Genomic DNA, 25,170 nt, shown 5'->3' with positions numbered 1-25,170 from the left:
GAGGCCGGCACGGTCCCCGCTGACCTTGATCCAGGTGCCCGGCTCCGTCAGCTCCGGCCGAGCCGCCCGAGCGAGTCGGCGTCGTAGGTGTGCAGCACGTGGCGTACGCGGTGGCCGGGCCGGCCCACGTCGATCCGGAAGCCGCCGGGGACCGCGACGGGCGCGGGCGTGTCCCTGGAGACCGCCCAGCCGCACCCCCAGGCCATCACCAGCTCGGCCAGGGTGTGTGGCGGACCGTCCACGGCGGACCGGGCGGGCGCGTCGGGCATGGGTGTTCCTCTCGCGGCAGTCGTCGTCCGCCCGCCAGCTTATTGCAAAATATTGGCAACAAGGGTCGCACGGTCGCCTTCCCGATCACCCGAGGCGACGACAGGCCGGACGGCGGACGACACCCCACGTCCTTCGCGGCGCCGACCCCCGACGATCTCCAAGGCGCTTCATCCACGCGTCTGCGGCGGAGGCGGGCAGCCGGACCGTCCTGGAGTTGACCGGCACCCGGAGCGGGCGAAACGGCCCGGGAGATTGCGCACGATGGAAGAACCGAGCCGACGGCGGCCACCCCATGATGAAACGCGGACATCGACCCGTCCCCCTCCCACCGGCCCCTCCCCCACCCCGAGGAGCGCATGTGACGCAGACCCAGAGGTCTTCCCGGCGACCCGACGCGCCCGTCCGGCTCAGCCCCGACCCCGCGCGGAGCGGGACGTCCGCGTTCGTCAACGGGCACTTTCCCCGGCGGCGAGGGCTGATCATCCTCCTCAGCGTCCTCGGCGGGTTCCTGCTGACCGTCATCTGGTCGGCGGAGTTCGTGGACCGGACCATCGGCGACAACGTCGCCAACACGCTGCTCGGCCACGACGCCAAGGAGACGCCCATCCAGGGCATCGCGGCGGGCATCCTGTTCGCCTTCGTCTCCGGCATCGCGGGCACGTTCACCGCCTGCAACATCGCCGCGTTCGGCGCCCTGGCCCCGCTGACCGGCACCACGGGCAGCAGGTTCAGCCGGATCGTCGCACCGCTGAAGCCGTTGGGCTGGATGTCGGTGGGCATGGTCGCGGTGTCGGCCGCCTACGGCGCGGTCGTCGGCCTCGTCGGCACGTCGATGCCGCAGTTCTCCACCGCACCCAACGCGCCCGGCGGACTGTCCCCGAGGAGCATCCAGTCCATGGTCGTCTTCGGCGCGATCGGGCTCATCATGATCTATCTCGGTCTGGCCGCGCTGGGCGTCGTGCCGGACCCGTTCGCCCGGATCGCCCGCCGGTTCCCCAACGCCCCGATGGTGTTCATGGGCGCACTGATCGCCGGCTTCCTGATCGGCCGGCCCTTCGCCTTGTTCCGGCAGATGTTCCGCGACGCCGCCGAGAGCGGCAACCCGCTCTACGGCGCGGCGGCGTTCACGCTGCAGTCCCTCGGCAACATCGTCATCATGGCGGTGCTGTTCCTGCTGCTGGCCTGGCTCGCCGGTTCCCGCCTGCAACGCTGGTTCAGCGCCCGGCCGAGCCGCCTGGCCGTCCTGACCGCTGTCGCGTTCATCGTCGCCGGCGCGTTCACGTTCCTCTACTGGGACGTACGGCTGCTCGCCCGCCGCGAGATCATCCCCTGGTACCCGACGGCCCCCTGGGCCTGACCCGCCGCCGACGAGACCCGGGGACGGCCGGTTTCCGCCGCCTCCGGGCCTCGTCGGCGCCCGTACCGGGGCTCAGACCTTGAGGACGACCTTTGTGCACTCGTCCTGCTTCTTCTGGAAGATCTTGTAGCCCTTGGCCGCGTCCTTGAGTCGCATCCGGTGGCTGATGATGAAGCTGGGGTCGATGTCGCCGCGCTGGATGCGGTTGAGCAGCGGACGGGTGTAGCGCTGGACGTGACACTGACCGGTACGCATGATCAACGACCGGTTCATCAACGCGCCCATCGGGAACTTGTCGACGAAGCCCCCGTACGCGCCGACCACCGAGACGACGCCGCCGCTACGGCAGGCGAGGATGGCCTGGCGCAGCGCGAACGGGCGTTCCGTCTCGACCCGGGCGGCCTGCTTGGCCCGGTCGTACGCGTAGACGGCGGTGTTGCCGTGGTGCCCCTCCAGGCCGACGGCGTCGATGCAGGCGTCGGGCCCCCGCCCGGCGGTCATCGCGTTGAGCGCGTCGAGCACGTCGGTGTCGTCGTAGTTGATGGTCTCCGCGCCGGTGTGCTCCTCGGCGAGCCGCAGCCGGTACGGGTACCGGTCGATGACGATCACCCGCTCCGCGCCGAGCATCCGGGCGCTGGCCGCGGCGAGCAGGCCCACCGGGCCGGCCCCCCACACGGCGATCACGTCGCCCGGCTTGATGTCGCACATCTCCGCGCCCATGAAGCCGGTGGGCAGCACGTCGGCGAGCATCACGGCCTGGTCGTCGGGGACCTCGTCGGGCACCTTGATCGGGCCGACGTCGGCGAACGGCACCCGGGCGTACTCGGCCTGGCCGCCGGCGTAGCCGCCGAGCAGGTGGGAGTAGCCGAAGATGCCGGCCGGCGAGTGCCCCATGATCTTCTCGGCCACCCCGGCGTTGGGGTTGGAGTTCTCGCAGACCGAGAAGAGCCCGCGCTGGCAGGAGGAACAGTGCCCGCAGGCGATCGGGAACGGCACCACCACCCGGTCGCCGGGGCGCAGGTTGCGTACCTGCGGGCCGACCTCCACGACCTCGCCCATGAACTCGTGGCCGAGGACGTCGCCCTTGCGCATGGCGGGGATGTAGCCGTGGTAGAGGTGCAGGTCCGAGCCGCAGATGGCGGTCGAGGTGATCCGTACGATCGCGTCGCGCGCGTTCATGATGGTCGGGTCGGGCACGTCGACGACCTTGACGCTGTCCTTGCCCATCCAGGCGGTGGCCTTCATCGTTCGTCCTCTCGGGTGGCGGGCGGTCAGCGGCGGGCGATGGGCAGCGGCTGGGCGGGGCGTTGCATGACCTGCTGGCGCACGGAGATGCCGTCCGGGCTGCCCTCGGAGCGGACCACCTCGCCGGTCTCCACCACCTGCTTGAACCGGCGCAGGTCGTCGCGTACCTGCTGCTCGGGTTCCTCGCCGAAGAGCTTCGCCACGGCCCGGCCCAGCGCGCCGGCCGGCGGGGCGTAGCGCAGCCGCACCCGGACCTCGGTGCCGCGATCGCCCGGCGCGGGCACGAACCGGACCCGGCCCGCGTTGGGCACGCGGGTGCCGGGCAGCGACCGCCAGGCGAGCGACCGGTTCGGCTGGTCGTCGACGATCTCCGCGTCCCACTCGATCCGGCGGGCGGCCGGGCCGTGCGCGGTCCAGTGCGACCGGCGCAGGTCGTCGGCGCGTACCGACTCCAGGTGGGACATGAACCGGGGCAGGTTCTCCAGGTCCCGCCAGAAGCGGTACGCCTCGGCCGGGGACCGGTTGACGGTGACCGCGACCTCCATGTCGATCACCCGCCGGTGCGCGGCCCGGGCCCGACCGGCGCGCACGGCGGCGATCAGGTCGACGGCGGCGATACCGGCGACGGCGGCGGTGGTGAGGCCGACCCGCCGACGCCGCTCGCCGCACCGGTCCGCCCAGGCCCGTCCGAGCAGGGTGAGGTCCAGCGCGTCGCCGGCCACCCGGGTCCACGCCCAGCCGGCCGGGCTGCGGCCGGCGAGCAGGCCCGCCGCGTGGGCCAGTTCGCGGGCGCCCACGGCGGCGACGACCGCGCGGGCGGCGGGCGAGTCGTCCACCCCGGTCAGCCGGGCCACCGCACGCGGGGCGAACAGGCTGCCGGCACCGAGGGCGAGGCTGACCGCGCCCAGCAACCGGGGCAGCCCGGCGCCCTGGCCGCGTCGTCCCCGCTGGTCCAGCATCATCGGATCGGTCTCGTCCACGTCGCACCACCGTCAGATCGTCCTGACCCGCCCCCCGGGCAGCCCCGGCGGCGGGAAGCCGCCACGCCTGACGCTATGCCCACGAATCACCCGATGGACCCCGAATCTCGACAGACCCCCGCGCCATCCGCGCGCCCGCGATTGAGGGGTATGGCGGTTGATCTATGCCTTGTAGCGTGGGTCCCCCATCACCCACCCCCAGGAGGGAAGTGATCATGCCCACGGTCACCGTTCGCGTCCTCGGTGCCCTCAGCGCCAGCGTGCTGAGCGCGACTCTCGGCGTCCTGGCGGTCGCCGCGCCCGCGCAGGCCGCGGCCCGCGACGGAGCATGCAACACCGGCGAGTTCTGTTACTACTACAACAGCAACCACGCGGGCTCGATCTCCGATCACGCCGGCTCGCTGGCCGACTACGGCACCGCCCAGCCGGGCTGCTACGAGTTCAAGGGCGCCGGCAGCGGCAAGGGCCAGTGCATCAAGAACAACGCCGCCTCGGCGTGGAACCGCACCGGGAAGACGGTGCGCGTCTACTACAACACCGGCTACAACGGTTCCCACGCGTACCAGGACTTCGCGCCCGGGGCGAAGAAGAACCTCAGCACCACGCTGAAGAACAACAACGCCTCCCACCAGCTGATCTCCGCCGGCGCCAGCTACCCGGCCAAGGACGACTACCCCTACAAGGGTCAGACCTCGGGCATCGATCCCTGGAACTTCTACAAGGGGCAGTGCACCAGCTTCGCGGCCTGGGCGGTGCGCAGCCGGGTCGGCGTCGCCTTCCACAACCAGTACAAGGGCCAGGCGCGGTGGGGCAACGCCAAGGAGTGGGTCGCCGCCGCCGGACGCGCCGGCGTGCCGGTGTACAACAGCCCGAAGGCCGGTGACGTCGCGGTACGCCTGGGCGGCACCTACGGTCACGTCGCGTTCGTGACCAGGGTGAACGCCAACGGCACCTTCGAGATCGACGAGTACAACTACGTCTCCGCCGACCGGTACAGCCACCGGACGGTGTCGGTGGGAACCGCCAACAACCAGTTCTCGAAGTTCATCCGCTTCAAGTAACCCTGCCGCCCCGGACGGGAACCTTTTGCCGTTGACGGAGCACCGCGCGCAGAGCCCCGGCCGCGTGGCCGGGGCTCTGCCGTTCACGTGCCCTTACGCCGGGGAGAGACCCTCCGCGAAGTCGTAGAGGCTCTTGATGTCGTCGTCGAAGTACGGACCGTCGAACTGACCGTTGCCCGGGTTGTCGCCGTGACTCACGACGCTGTTGATGAACCCGAGGCCATTCTGGTCGTTGTATTCCTGGAGCCAGGGACCGCCGCTGGAGCCGTAGGTCATGTTGCACCACATCCGGATCTGCTGGCCGCCGGCGTGCCAGGTCCCGCTCTGGCAGAAGTACTGGCTCTCGCCGCCGCCGAGGTTGGACGGATAGCCCAGCGCGGTCATCAGCGAGATGTTGTAGCCCCAGTTCCAGCGCATGCCGTGGCCGCCGACCGTCTCGACGACCTTCAGGCCCCAGTTACCGCCGTTGTGCATGATGGCGATGGCCATGTCCTCGTCGTAGCTGCTGCTGTTGATCCACGCGGTGCGGGCCGCGAGCTGGTACGCCACGAACGTGCCGAACGGCCGCGCGCCGTCGCGGTAGCGCGGCACGAACTGCCAGTTGCTGTACCACTGCCCGCCGGCGCCCTGGTGCACGCAGTGCCCGGCGGTCATGACCAGTCGCGCCTTCCCGCTGGCGACCGCGCTCGCCGAACACGAGGCGGAGCCACCGTTGGGGGTGGTGAAGTAGACCTTGCCGACGACCGCCGACTCGTTGAGCTGGATGCCGACGTCGGCGCCGCTGACGGCACTCGGCCGCACCGGCGCGACCGAGCCCGCCGGTCCGTCGGGCTTCGGCGCCCGGCTCGTGGACTCGGTGGCCTTCGCCGACTTCGCGATGTCGAGGTCGACGGCGCTCGCCATCCGCTGCGGCGTCCAGAACCTGGCGACCTCCTCGGCGATCTTCTCGTTGGTGATCGCGCGACCGTCACTGGTGCGGGCGACGGCGGTGGTGTTGCCGTTCCTCTCGACCGTGGTCGGCTTCGCCTGGGCGACCGCCGGAGCGGTCACGACCATCGCGAGTGCCAGGCTGGCCGATGCGGACCAGCGCAGGGTTGATCTCAACAGTTGCCCCCTTTTTCGGGTACTCCAACTCGGACCAGCGAAACCTATCGATCAGATTGCTTTGATCACAACGTGATGGAATGACAGGTAATTGACATTGACTTCGTGGCGACCGAAAAGGACCACGGCCGGCGACAAACAAAGCGTCCCCACCCCGAACAGAAGCCCCGAAATTGACTCGCAAATCCCATCGCCGCGAATCCGCGCTTTCGATTCCAGGACGTTCGCCGCTGTCGACAGTTGGGAATTGCGGTTGCCTCCGATGGGATTCCTCACTCGCGGGGACGACACCGACGACTGGCCGCCGGAGCCGGAGCCACGCCGCGAGCAGCGCATCCACGGCCGGCAGGCATCCACCGAGCGATCGTCACGATCCCGGGCTAAAGCACTAGTACTCCAGCAGGAAATCCGTTCTGACCTGCTGTGACGGTGTGGTTTTGTCCGTGGTCAGCAAGCAGCCACCGCTGGGTCTCGTGGTTGTGTGGACCCAAGATGCGGCGGTGGCTGCCGCCCACAGTTTCGTCGCTGGTCTCCTTGCTCCGGTGCCGGCCAAGAACTGCTGGACGATCGCTGAGCACGCCGGCGATGACGGCCCCGGTGGGATGCAGGATCTGATCGGCCGGGCCAGTTGGGACGACGCGCTCGTCCGTGCCGACGTGCGGGACTTCGTGACGGCCGTCTCGGGCACCCGGACGGGGTGTTGCTGATCGACGAGACGGGTGATCTGAAGAAAGGCACCAGTCACTACGCCCGGCAGGCCCTCACCGAACCCTGACGGGCCCACCATCATCTGATGCAGCAAGATGACGAGATGGCCGCCGAGGACGCCACCCCAGATCGCATGACCGACGCGGAGATTCACCAACTCGCCAGGCTGCTCGCACGCTACGCGGCCCAAGAGTTGGACCAGTTCGAGCATTGGTGTGTCGAATCGCCGTATGGGCCGGTGTTCATCGACATCAGCCGACGATGCGCTCCAGGCACCGAAGACGCGTACCACGTCCTCTGGCCACTACCCGGTCAACCCCGCGACCGCACCAATCTCGCTTGAACCCGCGAGAACCACGGCGCCTGCACCCGACCACCGAGCGATCTTCTGCTGGAGTACTAGTCTGGGCGGCAAGGTGCTCGACTGCGGCGCCTCATCCTCGGAAGGTGGAAACGTGGACCTGGAGAGGACCCGGCTGTTCGGCGTCGGAGAGTCGTACGCGTTCGTCACGGGGACGGGCCAGCGAGGCGCGGTGATCGTGCACTTCGACGGCCGGCGCGACATCGTGCTCTACGACCCCGCCGACCCCGAAACCGCCCAGCACACGTTGACGCTGGAGAGCACGGAGTCGCGGACGATCGCCGACCTGCTCGGCCTTCCGCTGGTCATGGACAACCTGACGGAGCTGGTCCCGCCCCTGGAGGGCGTCGAGACCGTACGCATGCCGATCCCCGCCCGGTCGCCGTACCTCGGGCGCAAGCTCGGCGACACGCGCGCGCGGACCCGCACCGGCGCGTCGATCGTCGCGGTGGTCCGCGACGGTCACGTGATCCCGTCGCCGGGTCCCGACTTCACCCTCCAGGCCGGTGACTCGCTGGTGGCCGTCGGCGACGGCGCCAGCCTCGTCGCGATCCGCGAACTCCTCACCAACGGCTGACCCGCCGGCGGCACGCCGGTCGCCCGCCGCGGCACCGGATCAGCGGGTCAGGCCGACCAGCGTCGCCAGGCGCGCCACGCCGGCCGGCGCCGGATGGGCCCGGGCGACCTCGGCGACGACCGTACGCGCCAACGGCCGGCACCGGACTTCGGCGGGCGCGACACCGTCCGCGTCGACCAGGACGCGTCCCGCACCGCACAGGTCGCCGACCTGGAGGTACGCCCGCGCGGCGTCCACCAGGTACGCGGCCCGGTACTCGGCCGGCAGCCGCCGCCACGCCTCCTGCCGTACCGCCTGCTCGTGCCGGCGCACCGCCTCTCCGGCGTCCCCCCGCTCGAGAGCCGCGACCACCCGGGCCGCCTCGACGGCGCCCGGCCCGAAGCCGGTCCGGTGCGGGTCGTCACCGGCGACCCGCGCCGCCACCCGGGCGGCCCGCTCGACCAGCTCCTCGCTGCGGCCGGTGTCGCCACAGCCGGCGGCGGCCAGCGCGGCCTGGATCAGCAGGGTCCCGTGCACCACCTCCGACGCGGGCGCGACGCGACGCGCGGCCGCCAGCGTCGCCACCAGCGCCAGCCGGTCGCGGCCCAACGCGCGCAGCGCCTGACCGACCGCCACGGTCGCCGCCCCCGCCAGCACCGGATCGCCGCCGGCCACCGCCATCGCCCGGTCGGCGGCCAGCCACGACAGGTCGGCCTCGCCGAGCTTCACGAGCACCGACGAGGTGATCCGGTACGCCTGCACCAGCAACCCCGGCTCCTGCGCCCGCGCGCCCTGCGCGGCGTGCAGCAGCCTCGGCAGCAGCCGCACCACCTGGGCGTAGTGCCCGTGCTGGTAGGTCAGCCAGGCGTGCGCGACGTGCCGGCCCGTCTCCACCACGGACGCGGTCACCCCGTGGTCGTCGTAGCGGGCGAGGGCGGCCCGGACGCCGTCCACCCCGTCCACCGGGCCGGCCGCGATCGGCGGCGGGCGGTGCTCGCCGAGCAGCACCATCGGGTCGACCCGCAGCACCCGGGCGATCTCCTGGATCACCGGGTAGCGGTCCAGCGGCCGTACGCCCCGCTCGGTCTTGTCCACCCAGCTCTTCGACCTGCCGAGCCGGTCGGCGAACATCTGCTGCGTCATCCGCCGCCGCGCCCGCCAGCGGGCGACGCGGCGACCGATCGGCTCGTCAGCGCTGGTCACGCCGCCACCGCCGGTCCGGCACCGCCCGGGTGGTCTCCTCCACCGGTACGCGCTCCGCCTCGGCCTGATCCAGGAGGCGTCGCTTGGCCGCCTCCCGCTCCGCCGCCTCGACCTGCTCGCCCCGGCTCGCCGAACCGATTCCCTGATCGTCCACTCTGCCTCCGCTGGCGCAGGGCACAGCGGCGACACCTCAACGCCGTGCCCGAACCCGGAGAGGCGGTCGCCCCTCAGAACGGACACTAGGGCGCATCAGTGATGGAGCAATTACCGCCAGTTATGCGGCCAGGTTGATGCCCATGCGGCTGGCAAGTGACCGCAGTTCGTCAGGCACAGCCCGCCGCTTCGCCCGCTGCGACAGCGCGACCACTGCGTCCCGGGCGAGGGGGTTCAGCACGAACGGCACCGGCGCAGCCCGCTCTGCCTGCACAAACGCAGCAAGCGCCTCCGCATCCCGGCGACCATTGTCCGCATACGCTCGGCCGAGGTCGAGCCAGTAGGACAGTTGGCGAGTCGACGCCACCAGAATTCGTGGCCGCACTCGCCGGGAAAGCTCGATCACGCGGCCGGCCTCACCCTGCTCCGCCGCGATGGACATCTCCCAGAGCCCCACGTTTGTCGGTCCGAAACAGCAGCCGTTGAAGCCGGCCCCGTCGGACGGATCCCCGAGGCTCCCAGCCTCCCGCCCCGCCTCGGTCAGGTGATCGCGGGCGACATCCGGACGACCACTCACCGTGGAGGTCAACGCGGCCGAGAGATGAAGCTGACCCAGCATCTGTCGGACGCGGACGTCGGCAGCGTGCGCTTGGAGTTCCGTCAGTGAACGGTCCGCCGCTCTCGCGGCAAGCGGCGCGGACTCGATCGGCAGACTCTGCACGTAGGCGAACCGGGCTGCCCCGGTCCATGCCGGGTCTCCCACGTCCTCTGCGGCCGACACGGCGACCCGGGCTGCGTTGAGGGCCAGATGCCGGTATCCGAGATGCCGGAGGCACGTCGATGCCTGGTAGGCCACTTGGGCGAGCACGACACCTCCGGCAGCCGCGGCCTCCAACAGCAGGCCGGGGAGCAGACGGGCCATAGCCGGATAGTTGCAGCTGTTGCGGAGTTGATCGCTGCGGGCGATCTCAGCGGCAAGCTGCTCCCTCGTGCAAGTCGCCGGTCGGCGCTCGCCGTCCTCGATCTCGATCAGGGCGGACCAGATCGCCGGAACACGCTCGGCCGCGCCGTCACGGGCAGGGTCGCCGGGCTCCGCGCCCTGCCCGAGCAGGTCGGCCACCGTGACCTGAAGAGCGGCAGCGAGGGCGACCAGGGTGGAGCGGCGATCGATGGTCTTCCGACCAGACTCGACCTGCGACACGTAGGACTGGCTGACGCCGGCTAGACCGGCAAGAACGGCCTGGGTCATACCTCCACGGCGCATCCGCCAGTACCGGATCCTCGCACCGATGGTGTCAGCGTTCTTGACCATGACTTCGCCTGCTTCCCAGGTAGCGGGCGGGGACAGCGGTCATCAACCTCGCCGATGACGTCGCAATTGCACCGTACACGTTCGCAAGCTCTGAATAGCGCCCTGAATAGCGCCCTGATTCGCGTGCCCCCAGCCGTTCTGCCGATGTGCACCATTGAAGCTTGTCACGATCCTGGACGGCACGCTGATCCCGATCGACCGGTTCGCCGACCAGAAGCCCCACTACTCGGGAAAACACAAACGCCACGGCGCGCCGACGCGACGGGCCGCCTCGGCGCCGCTAGAGGTCGAGCCGGATCTCCCGGATCGCCTGCTGAATCCGGCGGTTCCCGTCGGATGCCTCCAACCGCGCGAGCTCTCGCTGGAACTCTGGTGCCTTGGGCTCGAGGACGCCCAGGAGTTGCAACGCACCGATCCTGGCTCCGACATGTGATGAACACAGCCAGGGGTAGTAGGCCGCCCGACCGCTGTGGATGATGGCCCGGGTCCGGGTGACGAACTCGGACAGGTGCGTGTCATCAGGGCGCAGGGGCGCGGGGTGGAATGGGCCGTCGTCGCCGACACAACTCAACAGGAGGCTGAGCGCCTCGGCGGCCACCTCGGGCCGTTCACCGCGGCATAGTTCGATCAGGAACGGGGCGGCCGGTTCGGCGGTGCGGAAGTACAGGCCGGAATGGCCGTGGATCAGGGCGCCCCTCAGCGCCTCGCCCCACTCGCGTGCCGCCTGGCCTTCCGCCGTTGCCAAGCCGCGGATCAGGTCTGGGACCTCACACGCGTCGCGTTCGGCGTCTGTGGGACTGGGCGGTCCGAACCTCGCCCAGTCAACCAACTCCAGCCCCGCAAAGGGTTCGGGACGGGAGCCAGGCGGCGAAGCAACCATCGACTCAGAATACTGGGGAACACCTGGGGCAAGGCGTGGCGCGAAGCCGCCTGAACGAGGCCGCTCAGTGCTCGCCCCATGGACCCGTCGGCACCCGAGTTACGAGACGTCCCTTGGACAGGATGAACACGGCTCAATGAATTCGCCCCGCACGACGGACGCAGAAGGGGCGCCCGCCTGGCGGCGGGTGCCCCTTCGCGAACAGACGTGTCTAGTGACTACCGGAAGGTGACGTCACTTCTGTTGACCTTGCAGTTGGCGTCGTTCCAGCCCTCGCCGAGGTAGCTGGGTTCGCTGCCCTTGGGCACACCCTTGTACTTGCCGCAGATGGTGGCCGAGCCGATCACGACCACGCGAGTGATCGTCGCGGTGTCGTTCCAGTTGCTGTTGATGCCGGCGAGCATGTCGATGTCGTCGACGAGGACGTTGTCGATACGCACGTGACGGGTGTGCGAGGTGGAGCAGTTGCCACAGGCGCGGTACAGCTTGCCGGACCCCTTGAGGTAGAAGCCGGAGATGTTGACCGTGCCGTTGCCGTTGTGCTGGAAGGTCTTGTCGCTGCCGTTGCGCGCGCCGCCACCGATGATGTAGGAGGTACCGCCGTTGGTCTGCTTGAAGGTGGCGGCGTCCTCACCGATGTCGTTCCACCACACGTTGCGCAGTGTGCAGGTGCCCTCGCAGTGCACGCCGTCACCGGCGGGCGAACCGAGGATGACGTTCTGCAGCGTGCCACCATTGGCGATCTTGAACATCGGGTCCTGCGACTCCCCCTGTCCACCGTCACCGATGCAGCAGTACGTCTTCATCCCGCCGTCGAAGGTGCCGGAGACGCTGACCGTGCCCGAGATGCTCACCGAACCGGCCGACGACGGCCACGCACCAGTCGGCGCGCCTGGGTTGCTGGTCGGACTGGCCGTCGGACTGGCCGTCGGACTGCTGGTGGGGCCACTGGTCGGACTGGTGGTCGGGGTCGACCCGCCGCTGGAGTACGTCTCGAACTCGGCGATCCGTGGGGTGCCGGACGCGCTGGTGATGACGAAGGAGATCTTCTTCAGCGACGTCGAGGAGAAGTTGATGGTGCTTGGGGCGCCGCTGCCGCTGGCCAGGACGGAGCCCGTGTCGTGGTTCTTGAGCTGCCAGCCGCTGATCGAGCCGCCGCCCGAGGCCTGCACGATGGCGGCCGAGGACACCGTCGTGGCGCTGCCCCACTTGACCGAGACCGTTCCGGTCGAGCCGCTCGGCGACCAGTAGGTGCTGGGGTTGCCGTCGATGACGTTGCCATAGCTGGTACCACTGGCCTTGCTGGAGCCGTCAGCGCCGGCGCCGAGGCTCAGGTTCGTGGCGGCCGAGGCGTTGGGAACCTGCAGCGCCAGGGCGACGACGGCACCTGCGACCGCGGTGGCACCACCGGCCAGCCACCGCGTGGCGACTTTGCGTCTCATCTGAGTTCACCTTTCAGGCATGAGCACGGGGACGGGAAAGCGCTTTCCGCCAACGATAGAGACTCACCAATGAAGAGGCAAGGATCACTTTTTGTTGACGATCGCTTCCCGTACGTAATCCGTGCGGTGGTGACCCCGACGGCGGATCCGGCGGCGAGGCGGGGTGTAGGTGTCACCGTTGCGCAGGTGGGCCGGGGCGTGTCGGCCGTCGCCCAAGCCCCCGGGCAGCGCAGCCTCAAGCCGAGTTTTCAGCTCTCAGGCGGTTCAGGATGATCCGGGCCAGCGCGGCGAGCCGGGTTTGCAGGTCCTCGTCGGCCCGCCCGCCGAGATCGTCTTCGAGATGTGCGACCAGGGCGGCGACCGTCGGGAGCAGGTCGTCCAGCGGGCTGCCCTCGTGTCCCACCACGTAGAGACGGTGGGTTCCCACCTCGGCGGGGATGCTGTGGTCGAGGATCCGCTCGCAGGTGTCGGCCGCGATCAGCGCCACCGCCGTCGGTAGCTCCGGCTCCGGGAGTCCGAGTTCGGCGGTGACCGCCGCCAGGCGCCGATTCGCGTCAGGCGCTGGCAGTGTCCGAGCTGATTCTGCCGCCAGCGCCACCACGGCGTCGCCGTCGACGCCGGCCACCAACAGGTCGCAGGCCAGCATCACCGCGTGGTGCGGGTCGGCGTCGTAGAGCAGCGCCCGGGCCTGTTCGGCCCTGAGCCGGCGAAGAATTCCGGCATCGCCAACCTCCACAACATCATCCTCGCCGGCTGACGACCGGCCCGATGCCGGGCAACGCCTTCACCAGTTACGAGACGTCCCTCAGACCGGGACGAAGGTGGCGGCCAACACCCGCCAGTTGCCGTCCTCACGCACCCAGAGTCGGGTGTAGCGCAACCGCGCGGACATGGCGGCACCGCCCTGAACGGCATCCACCGCAGCGACCATGCGAGTCACCCCGGTCTGACCGTCTTCCTGGACGTCGAGCGACTCCTCCACCAGGCTGGTGATTCGCAGTGCACCGGAGCGGTAGCCCTCCAAGTCGTCTTCCTTCGTGAAGACCGTGCCGTCCGGTCCGGCACCCACGACCTGCGGGTGCAGTAGCGCGTCGAGGGACTCGACGTCGGCGGCGCGCTGGGCGGCTTGGAGTTGCCGTTCCGCGGTGAGGAGATCCATCCACCGATCCTCCGCAGCGCGCCCCAGCAAGACAAGCGGGTTCGCTCGCGGCAGAACGGCGTCGTCAGCCCGGTAGGGCGCCTACGGCACGACCGTAGCTCGGCACGACCATGGTCGGCCCAACTGGGAGGGTTTCTGCCTTGCTCTGCGGCGCGGAATCATCGGTCCTGTCGAACCTGGACATATGTCGGTGCCACGGGCGGCGGCTCCGGCGCGAGCCTGCGCAGCCCCGGCACCCCACCGCCGCCGAGCAGAGGGCGGCACCCACAGGGTCACGGTCGTCCGCCGAACGCCCACGCGTGGACCTCGATCTCGGCGTACCGGTCCGGGGTCAGCACGGCACGCGCCCCGTCCGGGTCCTCCGCACGGACCAGCGCCGCCGTGCCCAGCCACCTGCCGCCGTCGTCCGACAGCAGCGGCCCGTACGCGATCAGCTCGTCCCGGTCCGCGCTCACGTCCAGGTCGGCGGCCTCCCCCGCCCCGAGGCCGAGCACCAGGAACCGGTCACCACCCGTCCGGCCGCCGGGGAAGTCCCACATGGTGCGCCCCAGCGTGTTGCGCCACCGGCGCAGCAGCACGTCCCGGTACGCGCCGGCCTGGTAGTTGGGCTCGTCGAGGGCGAACGCCCGGGCGGCGGCGGGGTCGGGCAGGTCGACGATGTGCACGCTGCCGTTCGGCGTCTTCCCGTCGGCGGCGAACGTCGGCCCACGGGCGATCATCCGCTCCGCGTACCGGTCCATGTAGGACCAGTGCTCCTCGCGCAGCTCCTTGCGCAGAGCCAGGGAGCCGGACCGGTCGCGGTGGTAGCAGAAGAACTCCATACCGCAGATCCTGACGCCGGTGCCGAAACCCGGGGCGCGTGGGGCCGCTTTCCGCGCGTAGCACCGGATCTGTCACCCGTCGGTCGTACGCTCGCCGTCATGACGACGATGGAGACCCACACCCTCGCCGCGCCCGGCGTCGACCTGGTCTACGACGTGCGCAGTCCACTGTCGGCCTCCGGCGGGCACCGCACGCTGCTCATGATCGGTCAACCGATGACGGCGGAGGGCTTCAACGCGCTCGCGACCCACTTCACCGACCGGACGGTCGTCACCTACGACCCGCGCGGGCTCGGCCGCAGCATCCGCAGCGACGGGCGGTCGGACCACACGCCGCAGCAGCAGGCAGCCGACCTGCACCTGCTGATCGAGGCGCTCGGCGCTGCTCCGGTCGACGTGTTCGCCAGCAGCGGCGGGGCGGTGACCGCGCTGGAGCTGGTCGCATCCCACCCCGGGGACGTGGCGACGCTGGTCGCGCACGAGCCGCCGATCACCACCGTGCTCCCCGACGCCGCGGCGGCCGAGCGCGCCCAGGCCGCCGTCCACGAGGCGTACCAGGCGAAGGGCATGGGCGCGGGCATGGCCGCCTTCATGGCGTTGGTCTCCTGGCAGGGCGAGTTCACCGACGCCTACTTCGCCCAGCCCGCGCCCGACCCGGCGGCGTTCGGCCTGCCGACCGAGGACGACGGCTCCCGCGACGACCCGCTGCTGTCGAAGGCCTCCGGGACGGTCACCGACTACCGGCCCGACGTGGCGGCGCTCACGGCGGCGCCGACCCGGATCGTGATCGCGGTCGGCGAGGAGACGGAAGGGACCTACACGGCGCGTACGGCCGTCGCCACCGCGGCGCTGCTCGGCCAGGAGGCCGTGGTGTTCCCGAGTCACCACGGCGGCTTCCTCGACGGCGAGTTCGGCTACGCCGGCAAGCCCGCCGAGTTCGCGGCCAGGCTGCGCGAGGTGCTGGACGCCGGCTGACCACGTCGACGACGGGGGCGGGCCGGTCGCCGCCGGCAGCCGCCACCGCGCTGCCGACGGCCGGTGACATCGGGCGCCGCTCAGAGCGCCACGATCGCCGCCGTCTCCGCCGGCAGCTCGATGCGATCGCGCATCACCGTGACCCCCTCCCCCGTCGCGAGCAGCACCCGGCGCGCCACCCCCGGCAGCGTGATCCGCTGGGGTTTGGCGGCCAGGTTCGCCGCCACCAGGGTCCCGCCCCGGCGCATCACCAGGAACTGGTCGCCGGGGCGTACGTCCACGGCGTGCAGCCTCGGGTCGGACAGGTCGGGGCGGCTCTTGCGCAGCGCGATGAGCCGCTTGTGGAACTCGTACATCTCGCGGTGTTCGGGTTTGTCCAGCTCGGCCCAGTCGAGCCGGGAGCGGACGAAGGTCTGCGGGTCCTGCGGGTCCGGCACGTCGCCCTCCGGCCAGCCGTGCGCGGCGAACTCCCGCTTGCGCCCGGTGGCGACGGCGGTCGCCAGCTCCGGCTCGGGGTGGCTGGTGAAGAACTGCCACGGGGTGCTGGCGGCCCACTCCTCGCCCATGAACAGCATCGGGGTGAACGGGGCGGTGAACAGCAGCGTCGCGCCGACGCGCAGCAGCCCCGGGGAGAGGGTGGCGGAGATCCGGTCGCCGGTGGCCCGGTTGCCGATCTGGTCGTGGTTCTGGAGGTACGCGACGAAACGGTGGCCGGGGGTGCGCTGCCGGTCCACGGGCCGGCCGTGGTGGCGGTTGCGGAAGCTGGACCAGGTGCCGGCGTGGAAGAAGCCGCCGGTGAGCACGTCGGTGAGGCATTCCAGGGAGCCGAAGTCGCCGTAGTAGCCCTGCCGCTCGCCGGTGAGCAGGGTGTGCAGGGCGTGGTGGGCGTCGTCGTTCCACTGGGCGTGCAGGCCGAAGCCGCCGGCCTCCCGGGGCGTGATCAGCCGGGGGTCGTTGAGGTCGGACTCGGCGATCAGCGACAGCGGCCGGCCGAGATGGGTGGCGAGCGCCTCGACCTCGATCGCCACCTCCTCCAGCCAGGGAGTGGCGCGGGAGTCGGGCATGGCGTGCACGGCGTCGAGCCGCAGGCCGTCGACGTGGTAGTCGCGCAGCCACATGAGGATGCTGTCGACGATGTAGCGGCGCACGCCGTCGGAGTGCGGTCCGTCGAGGTTGACGGTGCGGCCCCAGGTGTTGCTCTGCTCGGTGAGGTACGGCGCGAACATCGGCGCGTAGGCCCCGGAGGGCCCGAAATGGTTGTAGACGACGTCGAGGATCACCCCCAGGCCCTTGGCATGGGCGGCGTCGACCAGCCGTTTCAGGCCGTCCGGCCCGCCGTAGGGCTGGTGCGGGGCATACCAGCAGACCCCGTCGTAGCCCCAGTTGTGCTCGCCGTTGAAGGCGTTGACCGGCAGCAGCTCGATCATGTCGACGCCGAGGTCGACGAGGTGGTCGAGGCGGCCGATGGCGGCGTCGAAGGTGCCCTCGGGGGTGAAGGTGCCGACGTGCAGCTCGTAGAGGACGGCGCCGGGCAGCTGCCGGCCGGTCCAGGCCTGGTCGGTCCACTCGAACGCCGCGTGGTCGTAGCGCCGGCTCGGCCCGTGCACGCCCTCCGGCTGCCAGGGCGAGCGGGGGTCGGGCAGCGCCCGCTCGTCGTCGTCGAGCAGGAAGGCGTAGTCGGTGCCGGGGCCGGCGGCGGGCACCTCGACCCGCCACCAGCCGTCCGGGCCGGAGCGCATCTCGTGGTCGGCGACGCCTGGCAGGCGCAGCCGGACGCGGGCGGCCTGCGGCGCCCACACCGTGAACTCGGTCATGAAGCCTCCACGGACTCGGTGGTGGGAGCCAGCAGCGCGACGGGGTAGGTGGCCAGCAGGTCGGCCAGCGAGGTCTGCCCGCCACTGTAGGACCGGCCCGTGAACAGGTCGGTCACCTCGTGAACGGGAAGTGACAGAGTCGTGTCGCCCCAGCCGCCGGCGCGCGCCAGCCCGAGCGGCAGGCGGGTGGCCACGGCGACGGCGCCGCCCCGGTCGAAGGCGAGCGCGTGCCGCCCGGCGCGCCCGTGGGCCGGCACCGGCCGGTAGCCGGTGAACAGCTCCGGGCGGTCGCGGCGCAGCCGCAGGGTCCGCGACACCACGAGCAGCTTCGCCGCGCCGCCGGCGTCCACCGGCGGGGGCGGGCCGGCGTCGAGGCGGGCCAGCAGCTCCCGGCGTACGGCGAAGTCGACCGGCCGGCGGTTGTCGGGGTCGACAAGCGAGTTGTCCCACAGCTCGGTGCCCTGGTAGGTGTCGGGCACCCCGGGCATGGCGAGCTGCACCAGCTTCTGCCCGAGCGAGTTGGACCAGCCGACGGGGGCGATCTCGGCGGCGAAGGCGGTCAGTTCGGCGTGCAGCTGCGCGTCGTCGTACATCGCGTCGACCACGTCGTGCATGGCCCGCTCGAAGACCGGGTCGGGGTCGGCCCAGCTCGTCGACGCCGACGCCTCGCGGGCGGCCTTCTCGACGTACGCGTGCAGCCGCTCCCGTTCGATCGGCCAGGCGCCGACGGCGGTCTGCCACAGCAGGTGCGCGAAGGCCGGGTCGGGCAGCGGCGCGCGGGCCGTCCACCTGGCGACGAGGTCGGCCCAGCGTCCCGGCAGCTCGCTGAGCACGGCGAGGCGGGCCCGGACGTCCTCGGAGCGCTTGGTGTCGTGGGTGGAGAGCGTGGTCATGCTCGCCGGCCAGCGCACCTGCCGGGCGGCGGCGAAGCGGTGGAACTCGGCCGGCGGTACGCCGAAGTGCGCGGGGCTGCCGCCGACCTCGTTGAGCGCGACAAAGCGGCTCCACCGGTAGAAGGCGGTGTCCTCCACGCCCTTGGCCATGACCGCGCCGGTGAGCTGCGGAAAGCGCTTCGCCAGCTCGTCGTCGGGGTCGCGCAGCCGGCGGGTGAGCGCGTCCAGCACCGCGGTCAGGTCGGGGCGGCGGCGGCCGGCCTCGGCCCGGGCGGCGGCCAGGTGCCGGGCGCCGTGCGGCGGGTAGCCCCGGTAGACCGGGAACGCGGCGGCCAGCTCGGCCAGCGCCGCGCGGGCGGCGTCGTGCTCGACGTCGTCGGCGAGCGCGGCGAGGCGGGTCAGCTCGGCCGACAGCAGGCGGGTGGCCGCGGCGAGCTTGGTGTCGTGGGTGAGGTCCTGCCAGGAGGTGTGCCGGCCGACGAGGTGGGTGTCCAGGGCGGTGAAGTCGCCCTCCGCGTCGGGGTCGACGAAGAGCCCGCAGACGGCGGCGAGGGCGTCGTAGCCGGTGGTGCCCTCCACGGGCCAGTCCGGCAGCTCCTCGCCGTACTCCAGGATCTTCTCCACCACCAGCCACGCGTCGGGCGCCGCGGCGCGCAGCCGGGCCAGGTAGGCCGAGGGGTCGCGCAGCCCGTCCGGGTGGTCGACGCGGATGCCGTCGACCTCGCCGGCCGCCGCCCAGCGCAGGACCAGCTCGTGGGTGGCGGCGAAGACCTCCGGGTCCTCCACCCGCAGCCCGGCCAGGTCCGAGACCGCGAAGAACCGGCGGTACGTCAGCTCGGTGTCGCCGCGCCGCCAGGAGACCAGCTCGTAGTGCTGCCGGTCGTGCACCTCGCGGGGGCTGCCGTCTGCGGTGCCGTCGGCGATCGGGAAGCGGTGCTCGTGGTAGCGCAGCTCCCCGTCGGCGAGCTTGAGGTCGTCGAGGGCCTCCGGGGTGTCGGCGAGCACCGGCAGCAACAGCCGCCCCCGGTCCCAGTCGACGTCGAACCAACCGGCGTACGCCGAGTCGCGGCCCCGGCGCAGCACGTCCCACCAGGCGGGGTTCGCGGCGGGCACGGCCACGCCGGCGTGGTTGGGCACGATGTCGACGACCATCCCGAGGCCGGCGGCGCGCAGTGCCCGCAGCAGCCGCTGCCGGGCCGCCTCGCCGCCCAGCTCGGGGTTGACGGCGCGGTGGTCGACCACGTCGTAGCCGTGCGCGGAGCCGGGGGTGGCGGTGAGCAGGGGCGCGCTGTAGAGGTGCGTGACGCCGAGGCCGGCCAGGTAGTCGGCCAGCTCGGCGGTGGCGTCCAGGTCGAAGCCGGGGCGGACCTGCACCCGGTAGGTGGTGCCCACCCGGGGCGCGTCGGGTCGAGGGGTGCTCGACATGTCAGGCCTTCCTCTCCAGCACCACCACGCACCGGTCGGGCACGCAGAGGGTGCCGCCCGCCTCGACGACCGTGGTCTTCTCCGGTTCCGGTTCCGCGGTGCTGATCACCACCTCCCAGCGCGGCCCGAACTCGGGGCCGGGCACGGTGAAGTCCAGCGGGGCGTCGTGGGCGTTGAAGCAGAGCAGGAAGGAGGCGTCCACGTGGCGCTGGCCGTACTGGCCGCGTTCGCGGATGCCCTCGCCGTTGACGAAGAGCGCCACCGAGCGGCCGAAGTCGTTGCCCCAGTCCTCGCCGGTCATCTCCCGCCCGTCGGGGGTGTACCAGGCCAGGTCCGGCAGGGGCTCGTCGACCAGCCGGGAGCGCACCGGCAGACCGGTGAAGAAGCGCCGCCGGCGGAACACCTGGTGGCGGCGGCGGAAGTCGACAAGCTTGCGGGTGAACTCCAGCAGGTCGGTGTCGGCGGCGTCCCAGTCGACCCAGGCCAGCTCGCTGTCCTGGCAGTAGGCGTTGTTGTTGCCCCGCTGGGTGCGGCCCAGCTCGTCGCCGTGGCCGATCATCGGCACGCCCTGGGAGAGCACGAGGGTGGTCAGGAAGTTGCGCCGCTGCCGGGCCCGCAGGGCGCGTACCGCCTCGTCGTCAGTGTCGCCCTCGACGCCGCAGTTCCAGGACCGGTTGTGGCTCTCGCCGTCGCGGTTCTCCTCGCCGTTGGCCTCGTTGTGCTTGTCGTTGTACGACACCAGGTCGCGCAGCGTGAACCCGTCGTGGCAGGTGACGAAGTTGATGCTGTGGAACGGGCGGCGCCCGTCGTCCTGGTAGAGGTCGGCGGAGCCGGAGATGCGGGAGGCGAACTCGGCGAGGGTGGCCGGTTCGCCGCGCCAGAAGTCGCGCACGGTGTCCCGGTACTTGCCGTTCCACTCGGTCCACACCGGCGGGAAGTTGCCCACCTGGTAGCCGCCCGGCCCGACGTCCCACGGCTCGGCGATGAGCTTGACCTGGCTGACCACGGGGTCCTGCTGCACCACCTCGAAGAAGGTGGAGAGGCGGTCGACCTCGTAGAACTCGCGGGCGAGGGTGGCGGCGAGGTCGAAGCGGAACCCGTCGACGTGCATCTCGGTCACCCAGTACCGCAGCGAGTCCATGATCAGCTGAAGCGAGTGCGGGCTGCGTACGTTGAGGCTGTTGCCGGTGCCGGTGTAGTCGACGTAGTAGCGGCGGTCCTCCTCGCTGAGCCGGTAGTAGCTGGGGTTGTCGACGCCCTTGAAGCTCAGCGTCGGGCCGAGGTGGTTGCCCTCGGCGGTGTGGTTGTAGACCACGTCGAGGATGACCTCGATGCCGGCGGCGTGCAGCGCCTTGACCATGCCCCGGAACTCCTGCACCTGCTGGCCAAGGTGCCCGAGCGCCGAGTAGCCGTGGTGCGGGGCGAAGAAGCCGATGGTGTTGTAGCCCCAGTAGTTGCGCAGCCCCATGTCGGCCAGTCGGTGGTCGTGCACGAACTGGTGCACCGGCATCAGCTCGACGGCGGTCACGCCGAGCTTCGTCAGGTGCTCGATCATCGGCGGGGAGGCGAGGCCGGCGTACGTGCCGCGCAGCTCGTCGGGGATGTCCGGGTGGCGCATCGTCAGGCCGCGCACGTGCGCCTCGTAGATGACCGAGTGGTGGTACGGGATGCGGGGCGGGGAGTCGTTGCCCCAGTCGAAGTACGGGTTCACCACCACCGACTTCGGCATGAACGGCGCCGAGTCGGTGGTGTTCATCCGCTCCGGGTCGCCGTGCTCGTAGTCGTAGACGGCCGGGTCCCACCGCACGTCGCCGTCGATAGCCTTGGCGTACGGGTCGAGCAGCAGCTTGGCCGGGTTGCAGCGCAGCCCGTTCGCCGGGTCGTACTGGCCGTGCACGCGGTAGCCGTAGCGCTGCCCCGGCTCGATGCCGGGGATGTACGCGTGCCAGACGTACGCGTCGACCTCGCGCAGCTCGACCCGCCGCTCCGCCCCGGTGTCCCACTCGTCGAACAGGCACAGCTCGACCCGCTCGGCCACCTCGGAGAAGATGGCGAAGTTGGTGCCCATCCCGTCGTAGGTGGCCCCCAGGGGGTACCGCTCACCCGGCCAGACCTGCATGTCGCTCCCTTTGCGCAAGATCATGAGCGCGCACCGCACCATGAGCGCACCACACGACGGGGCCGGGTGGCGCGCGTGCGGGTATTGCCCCACGCGCTCCGCCGCCAATCCACCCGATCGGAGGATGACCGTAATGCACCCGACTGGTAGCGGGTGGACGTTTCGACGCCCCCGGTCACCGTGGCCCCGCTGTCGGTCCGCAACGGATCATGCTTGCGGTCACCATCTTGCGTCCGCACTGGTCAAGTCGATGATCATCGGACAGACTCGCAGGATCCGGCGGGGGACGAGGTCCGGGGGGCGTGCGTGCGGGTGCTCCTGGTCGAAGACGACCTACGCGTGGCGTCTGCCCTCGCCAAGGCGCTGCGCCGCCGGGGACACGAGGTGGTGTCGGCGCTGACGGCCGCCGAGGCGATCCGGGCCGACGCCGTCGACCTGGTCCTGCTGGACCTCAACCTGCCCGACCGGGATGGCCTGGAGGTCTGCCGGCGGCTGCGGCAGGTCGACGAGGACGTCGCGATCATCGCGGTCAGCGCCCGCGCCGAGGAGTACGACCGGGTGGCCGGCCTGCGCGCTGGCGCCGACGACTACGTCGTCAAGCCGTTCTCGATGGTGGAGTTGCAGGCCCGCATCGAGGCGGTGATGCGGCGCACCGCCCGCAGCACCCGGGGCACCCGCAGCACGGGCGAGTTGCGGGCCGGCAGGCTGCGCATCGACGTGCACGCCCGGCAGGTCTGGGTGGGCGACCGGGAGGTCAACCTCGCCCGCAAGGAGTTCGACCTGCTGGTGGCGCTCGCCCGGCAGGCCGGCACGGTGGTGCCCAGGGACCGGTTGCAGCTGGACGTCTGGCAGACGACCTGGGGCAGCCGGCACAACCTCGACGTGCACGTCGCGGCCCTGCGGGGCAAGCTCGACGACGCCGGCCTGGTCGAGACGGTGCGCGGCGTCGGCTACCGGCTGCGCACCGGATGAGGACCCTCGGTGACCTGAACCGCGACCCGCGCCCCGGTTACCGCGTCGGGAATCTCAGGTGATCCTCAAGAATCGCAGGCTGCCCGCCACCGGCGGGCCGAGTACGGGTGTGCTGGGCGCACCCAGCCATCCCTCCTGTTTGGAGATCCTTTTGAGATACAGACGGACAACGGCCGGTGTGTTCTCCGCGCTGCTCGCCGCCGCCCTCGTGGCGACGGCGGTGCCCGCGCAGGCGCAGGGTCAGCCGAGCGCTGCCCTTCAGCAGGCGGAGCCGAACCAGGTGCAGGGCCTCACGGTCGTGCAGGGTGACGGGTACGCCACGCTGGCGTGGACCCGGGTGGAAGGGGCCACCGACTACCAGATCGAGCGGACCCCGCTCGCCGCGGACGGCACGCCCGGCACGCCGGTCATCGCCGGTGTGTGGCGCCCGAACCGGCAGGTCAACAACGACGAGCCGGCCTTCGCCGACGCCGGCTTCGCCCCCGGCAACGGCTTCCAGTGGCGGGTACGGGCCCGCTTCGGCACCGAGGTCCAGCCCTACTCGGCGCCGGTCAGCGGCACCACCCGCGGCCACTGGGGCGACCCGGGCACCCCGGGTGAGAACCTGCGCACCCAGTGGGAGGAGACGCTGGGCGCGCAGTACACAAGCGACGTCAACGAGTACGCGTACACCGCCGCGCTCGACGGGGCCAGCGACCGGGTCCGCGTCGTCGAGATCGGCCGTACCGTCCTGAACCGGCCGATCAACATGCTGGTCATCGGCTACCCCCGGCCGGCGGCGACGCCGGAGGCGGTGGCCGCGACCAACCCGCTGATGGTCAACTGCAACGTGCACGGCAACGAGCCCGGTGACCGCGAGGCCTGCCTGATCATGGCCCGGCAGCTCGCCTTCACCAAGGACGCCAAGACCCTCGACCTGCTGTCGAAGACCACCATGCTCATCGTGCCGACGCTCAACGGCGACGGGCGGGCGGCCAACTCCCGGGGCAACTCCACCGGCCAGGACCTGAACCGGGACCACTCGCTGATCCGCCAGCCGGAGACCCGCGCCCTCGCCGAGATGGTGCGCGACTACCGGCCGATCGCCGGCTACGACGGCCACGAGTACGGCAACACCAACACCGGTGACCTGCCGATGCTGCCGCCGCGGCACCAGAACGTGGCGCAGGGCATCTTCGACGAGTCGCAGAAGATGATCGAGGGCCACATGTACACCGAGGGCGCCCGGGACGGCTGGTGGGCCTGTCCGTACGGGTGCACCACCGGGGCCAACGTGGGGCTGAGCGAGGAGACCATCCTGCGCAACACCCTCGGCCTGAAGAACGTGGTCAACTCCCTGCTGGAGCTGCGCAGCTCCGGTGGCCCGACGCGGCCCGACGAGTCCAACACCGCGAACAACCGCCGGCGCAAGACCTACTCCGCGCTGTGGACGTTCAACCAGTTCCTCACCTACCACGGCGCCAGCGTCCAGGGCATCACCAAGGCCCGTGCCGAGGGGATCCTGTCGCAGTCCGCCAACGAGGGACGCATCGTGTTCCGGGGCTCCCGCAAGATCGAGGCGTACCCCGCCCCGCACCCGGGTGAGGCCCCGCCGCCCGCGGACGCCCCCACCCCGGAGCGGATCCTCGAGCAGGCGCCGTGCGCGTACCGGCTGACCGAGGAGCAGTACCACGGCGAGCGCACCGACGGCCCGGCCGGCCAGCGCACCACCGTGGCCCAGCGGCTCGCCGCCCACGGCTGGAAGGTGATCAAGGTCGGCGACAGCTACCTGGTTCCGCTGTCCCAGCCGCAGCGGGGCCTGATCCCGCTGCTGCTCGACGAGCAGGCCGTGGAGGGCCTGGTCGCCGGCGAGCGGGTCGCCCCCACCCTGACCGGTACCCGCAACGGCCCGCTGGTCGTCTCCGGCGTCGCCTGCCTCGACGGGGCCACCGTCCGGGGTCCGATCCAGGTGCGTCCCGGCGCGGTGCTGATCGTCAACGGCAGCTCGATCAACGGGCCCGTCGACGCCACGGGCGCCGCCGGGTTCGTCGTGACCGACAGCAGGGTCAACGGTCCGGTGCGCGCCACCGGCACCCAGGGCCCGGTCGTGGTGGTCGGTAACACGCTGACCGGCCCGGTCGGCGTGGTCGACGGCAAGGACGTGGCCCCGCTGGTGGCCGGCAACACCGTCAACGGCCCGCTGGACTGCACCGGCAACTCCCCGGCACCGACGAACCTGGAGGTCGCCAACTCCGTGAGTGGTCCGAAGTTCGGCCAGTGCGCGCAGCTGTGACCTGCTGAGTGCACGCCGACCTCGCCGACCTCGACCGGCTCTCCCCGGCCGAGCGGCACCTGGTCAGCCGCCTCGTCGCGTTCTTCGC

At 71.2% G+C, this 25,170-nt stretch carries 22 protein-coding genes and 2 pseudogenes; 9 read left to right on the top strand and 15 right to left on the bottom strand.

Annotated features, from left to right (window positions below; genetic code table 11):
* Positions 1-47 precede the first annotated feature (47 nt).
* Positions 48-269, bottom strand: a complete 222-nt coding sequence (locus AB0B83_RS07425) for a hypothetical protein (protein ID WP_357577446.1) — start codon at positions 267-269, stop codon at positions 48-50.
* 359 nt (positions 270-628) lie between these two features.
* Here AB0B83_RS07425 and AB0B83_RS07420 point away from each other — a divergent pair, with 359 nt between their 5' ends.
* Entirely contained in the window at positions 629-1,627 is a 999-nt protein-coding gene (locus AB0B83_RS07420) for a hypothetical protein (RefSeq protein ID WP_357577445.1), read from the top strand.
* A 72-nt stretch (positions 1,628-1,699) separates the two neighbouring features.
* Here the strand turns inward: AB0B83_RS07420 and AB0B83_RS07415 are convergent, their stop codons facing one another.
* Complete coding sequence (locus AB0B83_RS07415) at positions 1,700-2,872, bottom strand: zinc-dependent alcohol dehydrogenase (protein ID WP_357577444.1); 1,173 nt, start codon at positions 2,870-2,872, stop codon at positions 1,700-1,702.
* A 26-nt stretch (positions 2,873-2,898) separates the two neighbouring features.
* On the bottom strand, positions 2,899-3,852 hold the full coding sequence (locus AB0B83_RS07410) for an SRPBCC family protein (RefSeq protein ID WP_357577443.1): 954 nt from the start codon (positions 3,850-3,852) through the stop codon (positions 2,899-2,901).
* A 215-nt stretch (positions 3,853-4,067) separates the two neighbouring features.
* Here AB0B83_RS07410 and AB0B83_RS07405 point away from each other — a divergent pair, with 215 nt between their 5' ends.
* Positions 4,068-4,913: a CHAP domain-containing protein gene (locus tag AB0B83_RS07405; RefSeq protein ID WP_357577442.1), complete on the top strand. Its 846-nt coding sequence runs from the start codon at positions 4,068-4,070 to the stop codon at positions 4,911-4,913.
* Positions 4,914-5,006: 93 nt separating this feature from the next.
* Here the strand turns inward: AB0B83_RS07405 and AB0B83_RS07400 are convergent, their stop codons facing one another.
* Positions 5,007-6,017 carry a hypothetical protein gene (locus tag AB0B83_RS07400; RefSeq protein ID WP_357577441.1) on the bottom strand — a complete coding sequence of 337 codons (1,011 nt, stop codon included), beginning with the start codon at positions 6,015-6,017 and terminating at the stop codon, positions 5,007-5,009.
* 473 nt (positions 6,018-6,490) lie between these two features.
* On the opposite strand from AB0B83_RS07400, the pseudogene AB0B83_RS07395 reads away from it, so the two are divergent.
* From AB0B83_RS07395 to AB0B83_RS07385, 3 genes and pseudogenes are all read left to right on the top strand, one after another.
* Positions 6,491-6,753, top strand: a pseudogene (locus AB0B83_RS07395) (transposase); the annotation flags it as partial.
* Positions 6,754-6,810: 57 nt separating this feature from the next.
* Positions 6,811-7,068 carry a hypothetical protein gene (locus AB0B83_RS07390; RefSeq protein ID WP_357577440.1) on the top strand — a complete coding sequence of 86 codons (258 nt, stop codon included), beginning with the start codon at positions 6,811-6,813 and terminating at the stop codon, positions 7,066-7,068.
* A 112-nt stretch (positions 7,069-7,180) separates the two neighbouring features.
* Positions 7,181-7,663 carry a cation:proton antiporter regulatory subunit gene (locus AB0B83_RS07385; protein WP_357577439.1) on the top strand — a complete coding sequence of 161 codons (483 nt, stop codon included), beginning with the start codon at positions 7,181-7,183 and terminating at the stop codon, positions 7,661-7,663.
* Between the two features lie 39 nt (positions 7,664-7,702).
* Here AB0B83_RS07385 and AB0B83_RS07380 read toward each other — a convergent pair whose 3' ends face one another.
* The 3 genes from AB0B83_RS07380 to AB0B83_RS07370 form a co-directional block, all read right to left on the bottom strand.
* A complete protein-coding gene (locus tag AB0B83_RS07380; protein ID WP_357577438.1) occupies positions 7,703-8,845 on the bottom strand; it encodes a helix-turn-helix transcriptional regulator in 1,143 nt (380 codons plus the stop codon).
* Positions 8,832-8,999: a hypothetical protein gene (locus AB0B83_RS07375; protein ID WP_357577437.1), complete on the bottom strand. Its 168-nt coding sequence runs from the start codon at positions 8,997-8,999 to the stop codon at positions 8,832-8,834. Before AB0B83_RS07375 ends, AB0B83_RS07380 begins: the two co-directional genes overlap by 14 nt.
* A 120-nt stretch (positions 9,000-9,119) precedes the next feature.
* Positions 9,120-10,310 carry a helix-turn-helix domain-containing protein gene (locus AB0B83_RS07370; RefSeq protein WP_357577436.1) on the bottom strand — a complete coding sequence of 397 codons (1,191 nt, stop codon included), beginning with the start codon at positions 10,308-10,310 and terminating at the stop codon, positions 9,120-9,122.
* A gap of 169 nt (positions 10,311-10,479) precedes the next feature.
* Here AB0B83_RS07370 and AB0B83_RS07365 point away from each other — a divergent pair.
* Positions 10,480-10,560, top strand: a pseudogene (locus tag AB0B83_RS07365) (IS5/IS1182 family transposase); the annotation flags it as partial.
* Positions 10,561-10,590: 30 nt separating this feature from the next.
* Here the strand turns inward: AB0B83_RS07365 and AB0B83_RS07360 are convergent.
* The 5 genes from AB0B83_RS07360 to AB0B83_RS07340 all read right to left on the bottom strand — a co-directional run bounded on the left by AB0B83_RS07360 (position 10,591) and on the right by AB0B83_RS07340 (position 14,612).
* On the bottom strand, positions 10,591-11,190 hold the full coding sequence (locus AB0B83_RS07360) for a hypothetical protein (protein ID WP_357577513.1): 600 nt from the start codon (positions 11,188-11,190) through the stop codon (positions 10,591-10,593).
* A 218-nt stretch (positions 11,191-11,408) separates the two neighbouring features.
* Positions 11,409-12,632, bottom strand: coding sequence for a pectate lyase (locus AB0B83_RS07355; protein ID WP_357577435.1), 1,224 nt, complete (start codon positions 12,630-12,632; stop codon positions 11,409-11,411).
* Positions 12,633-12,867: 235 nt separating this feature from the next.
* A complete protein-coding gene (locus tag AB0B83_RS07350; protein WP_357577434.1) occupies positions 12,868-13,278 on the bottom strand; it encodes a hypothetical protein in 411 nt (136 codons plus the stop codon).
* A 159-nt stretch (positions 13,279-13,437) separates the two neighbouring features.
* Positions 13,438-13,791: a nuclear transport factor 2 family protein gene (locus AB0B83_RS07345; RefSeq protein WP_357577433.1), complete on the bottom strand. Its 354-nt coding sequence runs from the start codon at positions 13,789-13,791 to the stop codon at positions 13,438-13,440.
* A 272-nt stretch (positions 13,792-14,063) separates the two neighbouring features.
* A complete protein-coding gene (locus tag AB0B83_RS07340) occupies positions 14,064-14,612 on the bottom strand; it encodes a YciI family protein (protein WP_357577432.1) in 549 nt (182 codons plus the stop codon).
* 99 nt (positions 14,613-14,711) lie between these two features.
* Between AB0B83_RS07340 and AB0B83_RS07335 the strand changes: the two genes are divergently transcribed.
* Positions 14,712-15,587: an alpha/beta hydrolase gene (locus AB0B83_RS07335; protein ID WP_357577431.1), complete on the top strand. Its 876-nt coding sequence runs from the start codon at positions 14,712-14,714 to the stop codon at positions 15,585-15,587.
* 80 nt (positions 15,588-15,667) lie between these two features.
* Here the strand turns inward: AB0B83_RS07335 and treZ are convergent, their stop codons facing one another.
* From treZ to glgX, 3 genes are read right to left on the bottom strand one after another with little or no spacing between them, the layout of a single operon-like run.
* Positions 15,668-17,401 (bottom strand): malto-oligosyltrehalose trehalohydrolase, encoded by a 1,734-nt coding sequence (gene treZ / locus AB0B83_RS07330; RefSeq protein WP_357577430.1) that lies wholly within the window; start codon positions 17,399-17,401, stop codon positions 15,668-15,670.
* The gene (gene treY / locus AB0B83_RS07325) at positions 17,398-19,719 is read right to left on the bottom strand and encodes a malto-oligosyltrehalose synthase (protein WP_357577429.1); all 2,322 of its coding nucleotides are present in this window, start codon (positions 19,717-19,719) and stop codon (positions 17,398-17,400) included. The genes treZ and treY overlap by 4 nt, the downstream gene beginning before the upstream one ends.
* Before the next feature lies 1 nt (position 19,720).
* A complete protein-coding gene (gene glgX, locus AB0B83_RS07320) occupies positions 19,721-21,838 on the bottom strand; it encodes a glycogen debranching protein GlgX (RefSeq protein WP_357577505.1) in 2,118 nt (705 codons plus the stop codon).
* Between the two features lie 306 nt (positions 21,839-22,144).
* Here glgX and AB0B83_RS07315 point away from each other — a divergent pair, with 306 nt between their 5' ends.
* Complete coding sequence (locus AB0B83_RS07315; protein WP_357577428.1) at positions 22,145-22,810, top strand: response regulator transcription factor; 666 nt, start codon at positions 22,145-22,147, stop codon at positions 22,808-22,810.
* 178 nt (positions 22,811-22,988) lie between these two features.
* Positions 22,989-25,082 (top strand): M14 family metallocarboxypeptidase, encoded by a 2,094-nt coding sequence (locus AB0B83_RS07310; RefSeq protein ID WP_357577427.1) that lies wholly within the window; start codon positions 22,989-22,991, stop codon positions 25,080-25,082.
* Positions 25,083-25,170 lie beyond the last annotated feature (88 nt).

It is taken from the genome of Micromonospora sp. NPDC049060 (assembly GCF_040649055.1).
Taxonomy (GTDB): domain Bacteria; phylum Actinomycetota; class Actinomycetes; order Mycobacteriales; family Micromonosporaceae; genus Micromonospora; species Micromonospora reichwaldensis.
This window is presented reverse-complemented; position numbering and strand designations above follow the sequence as displayed.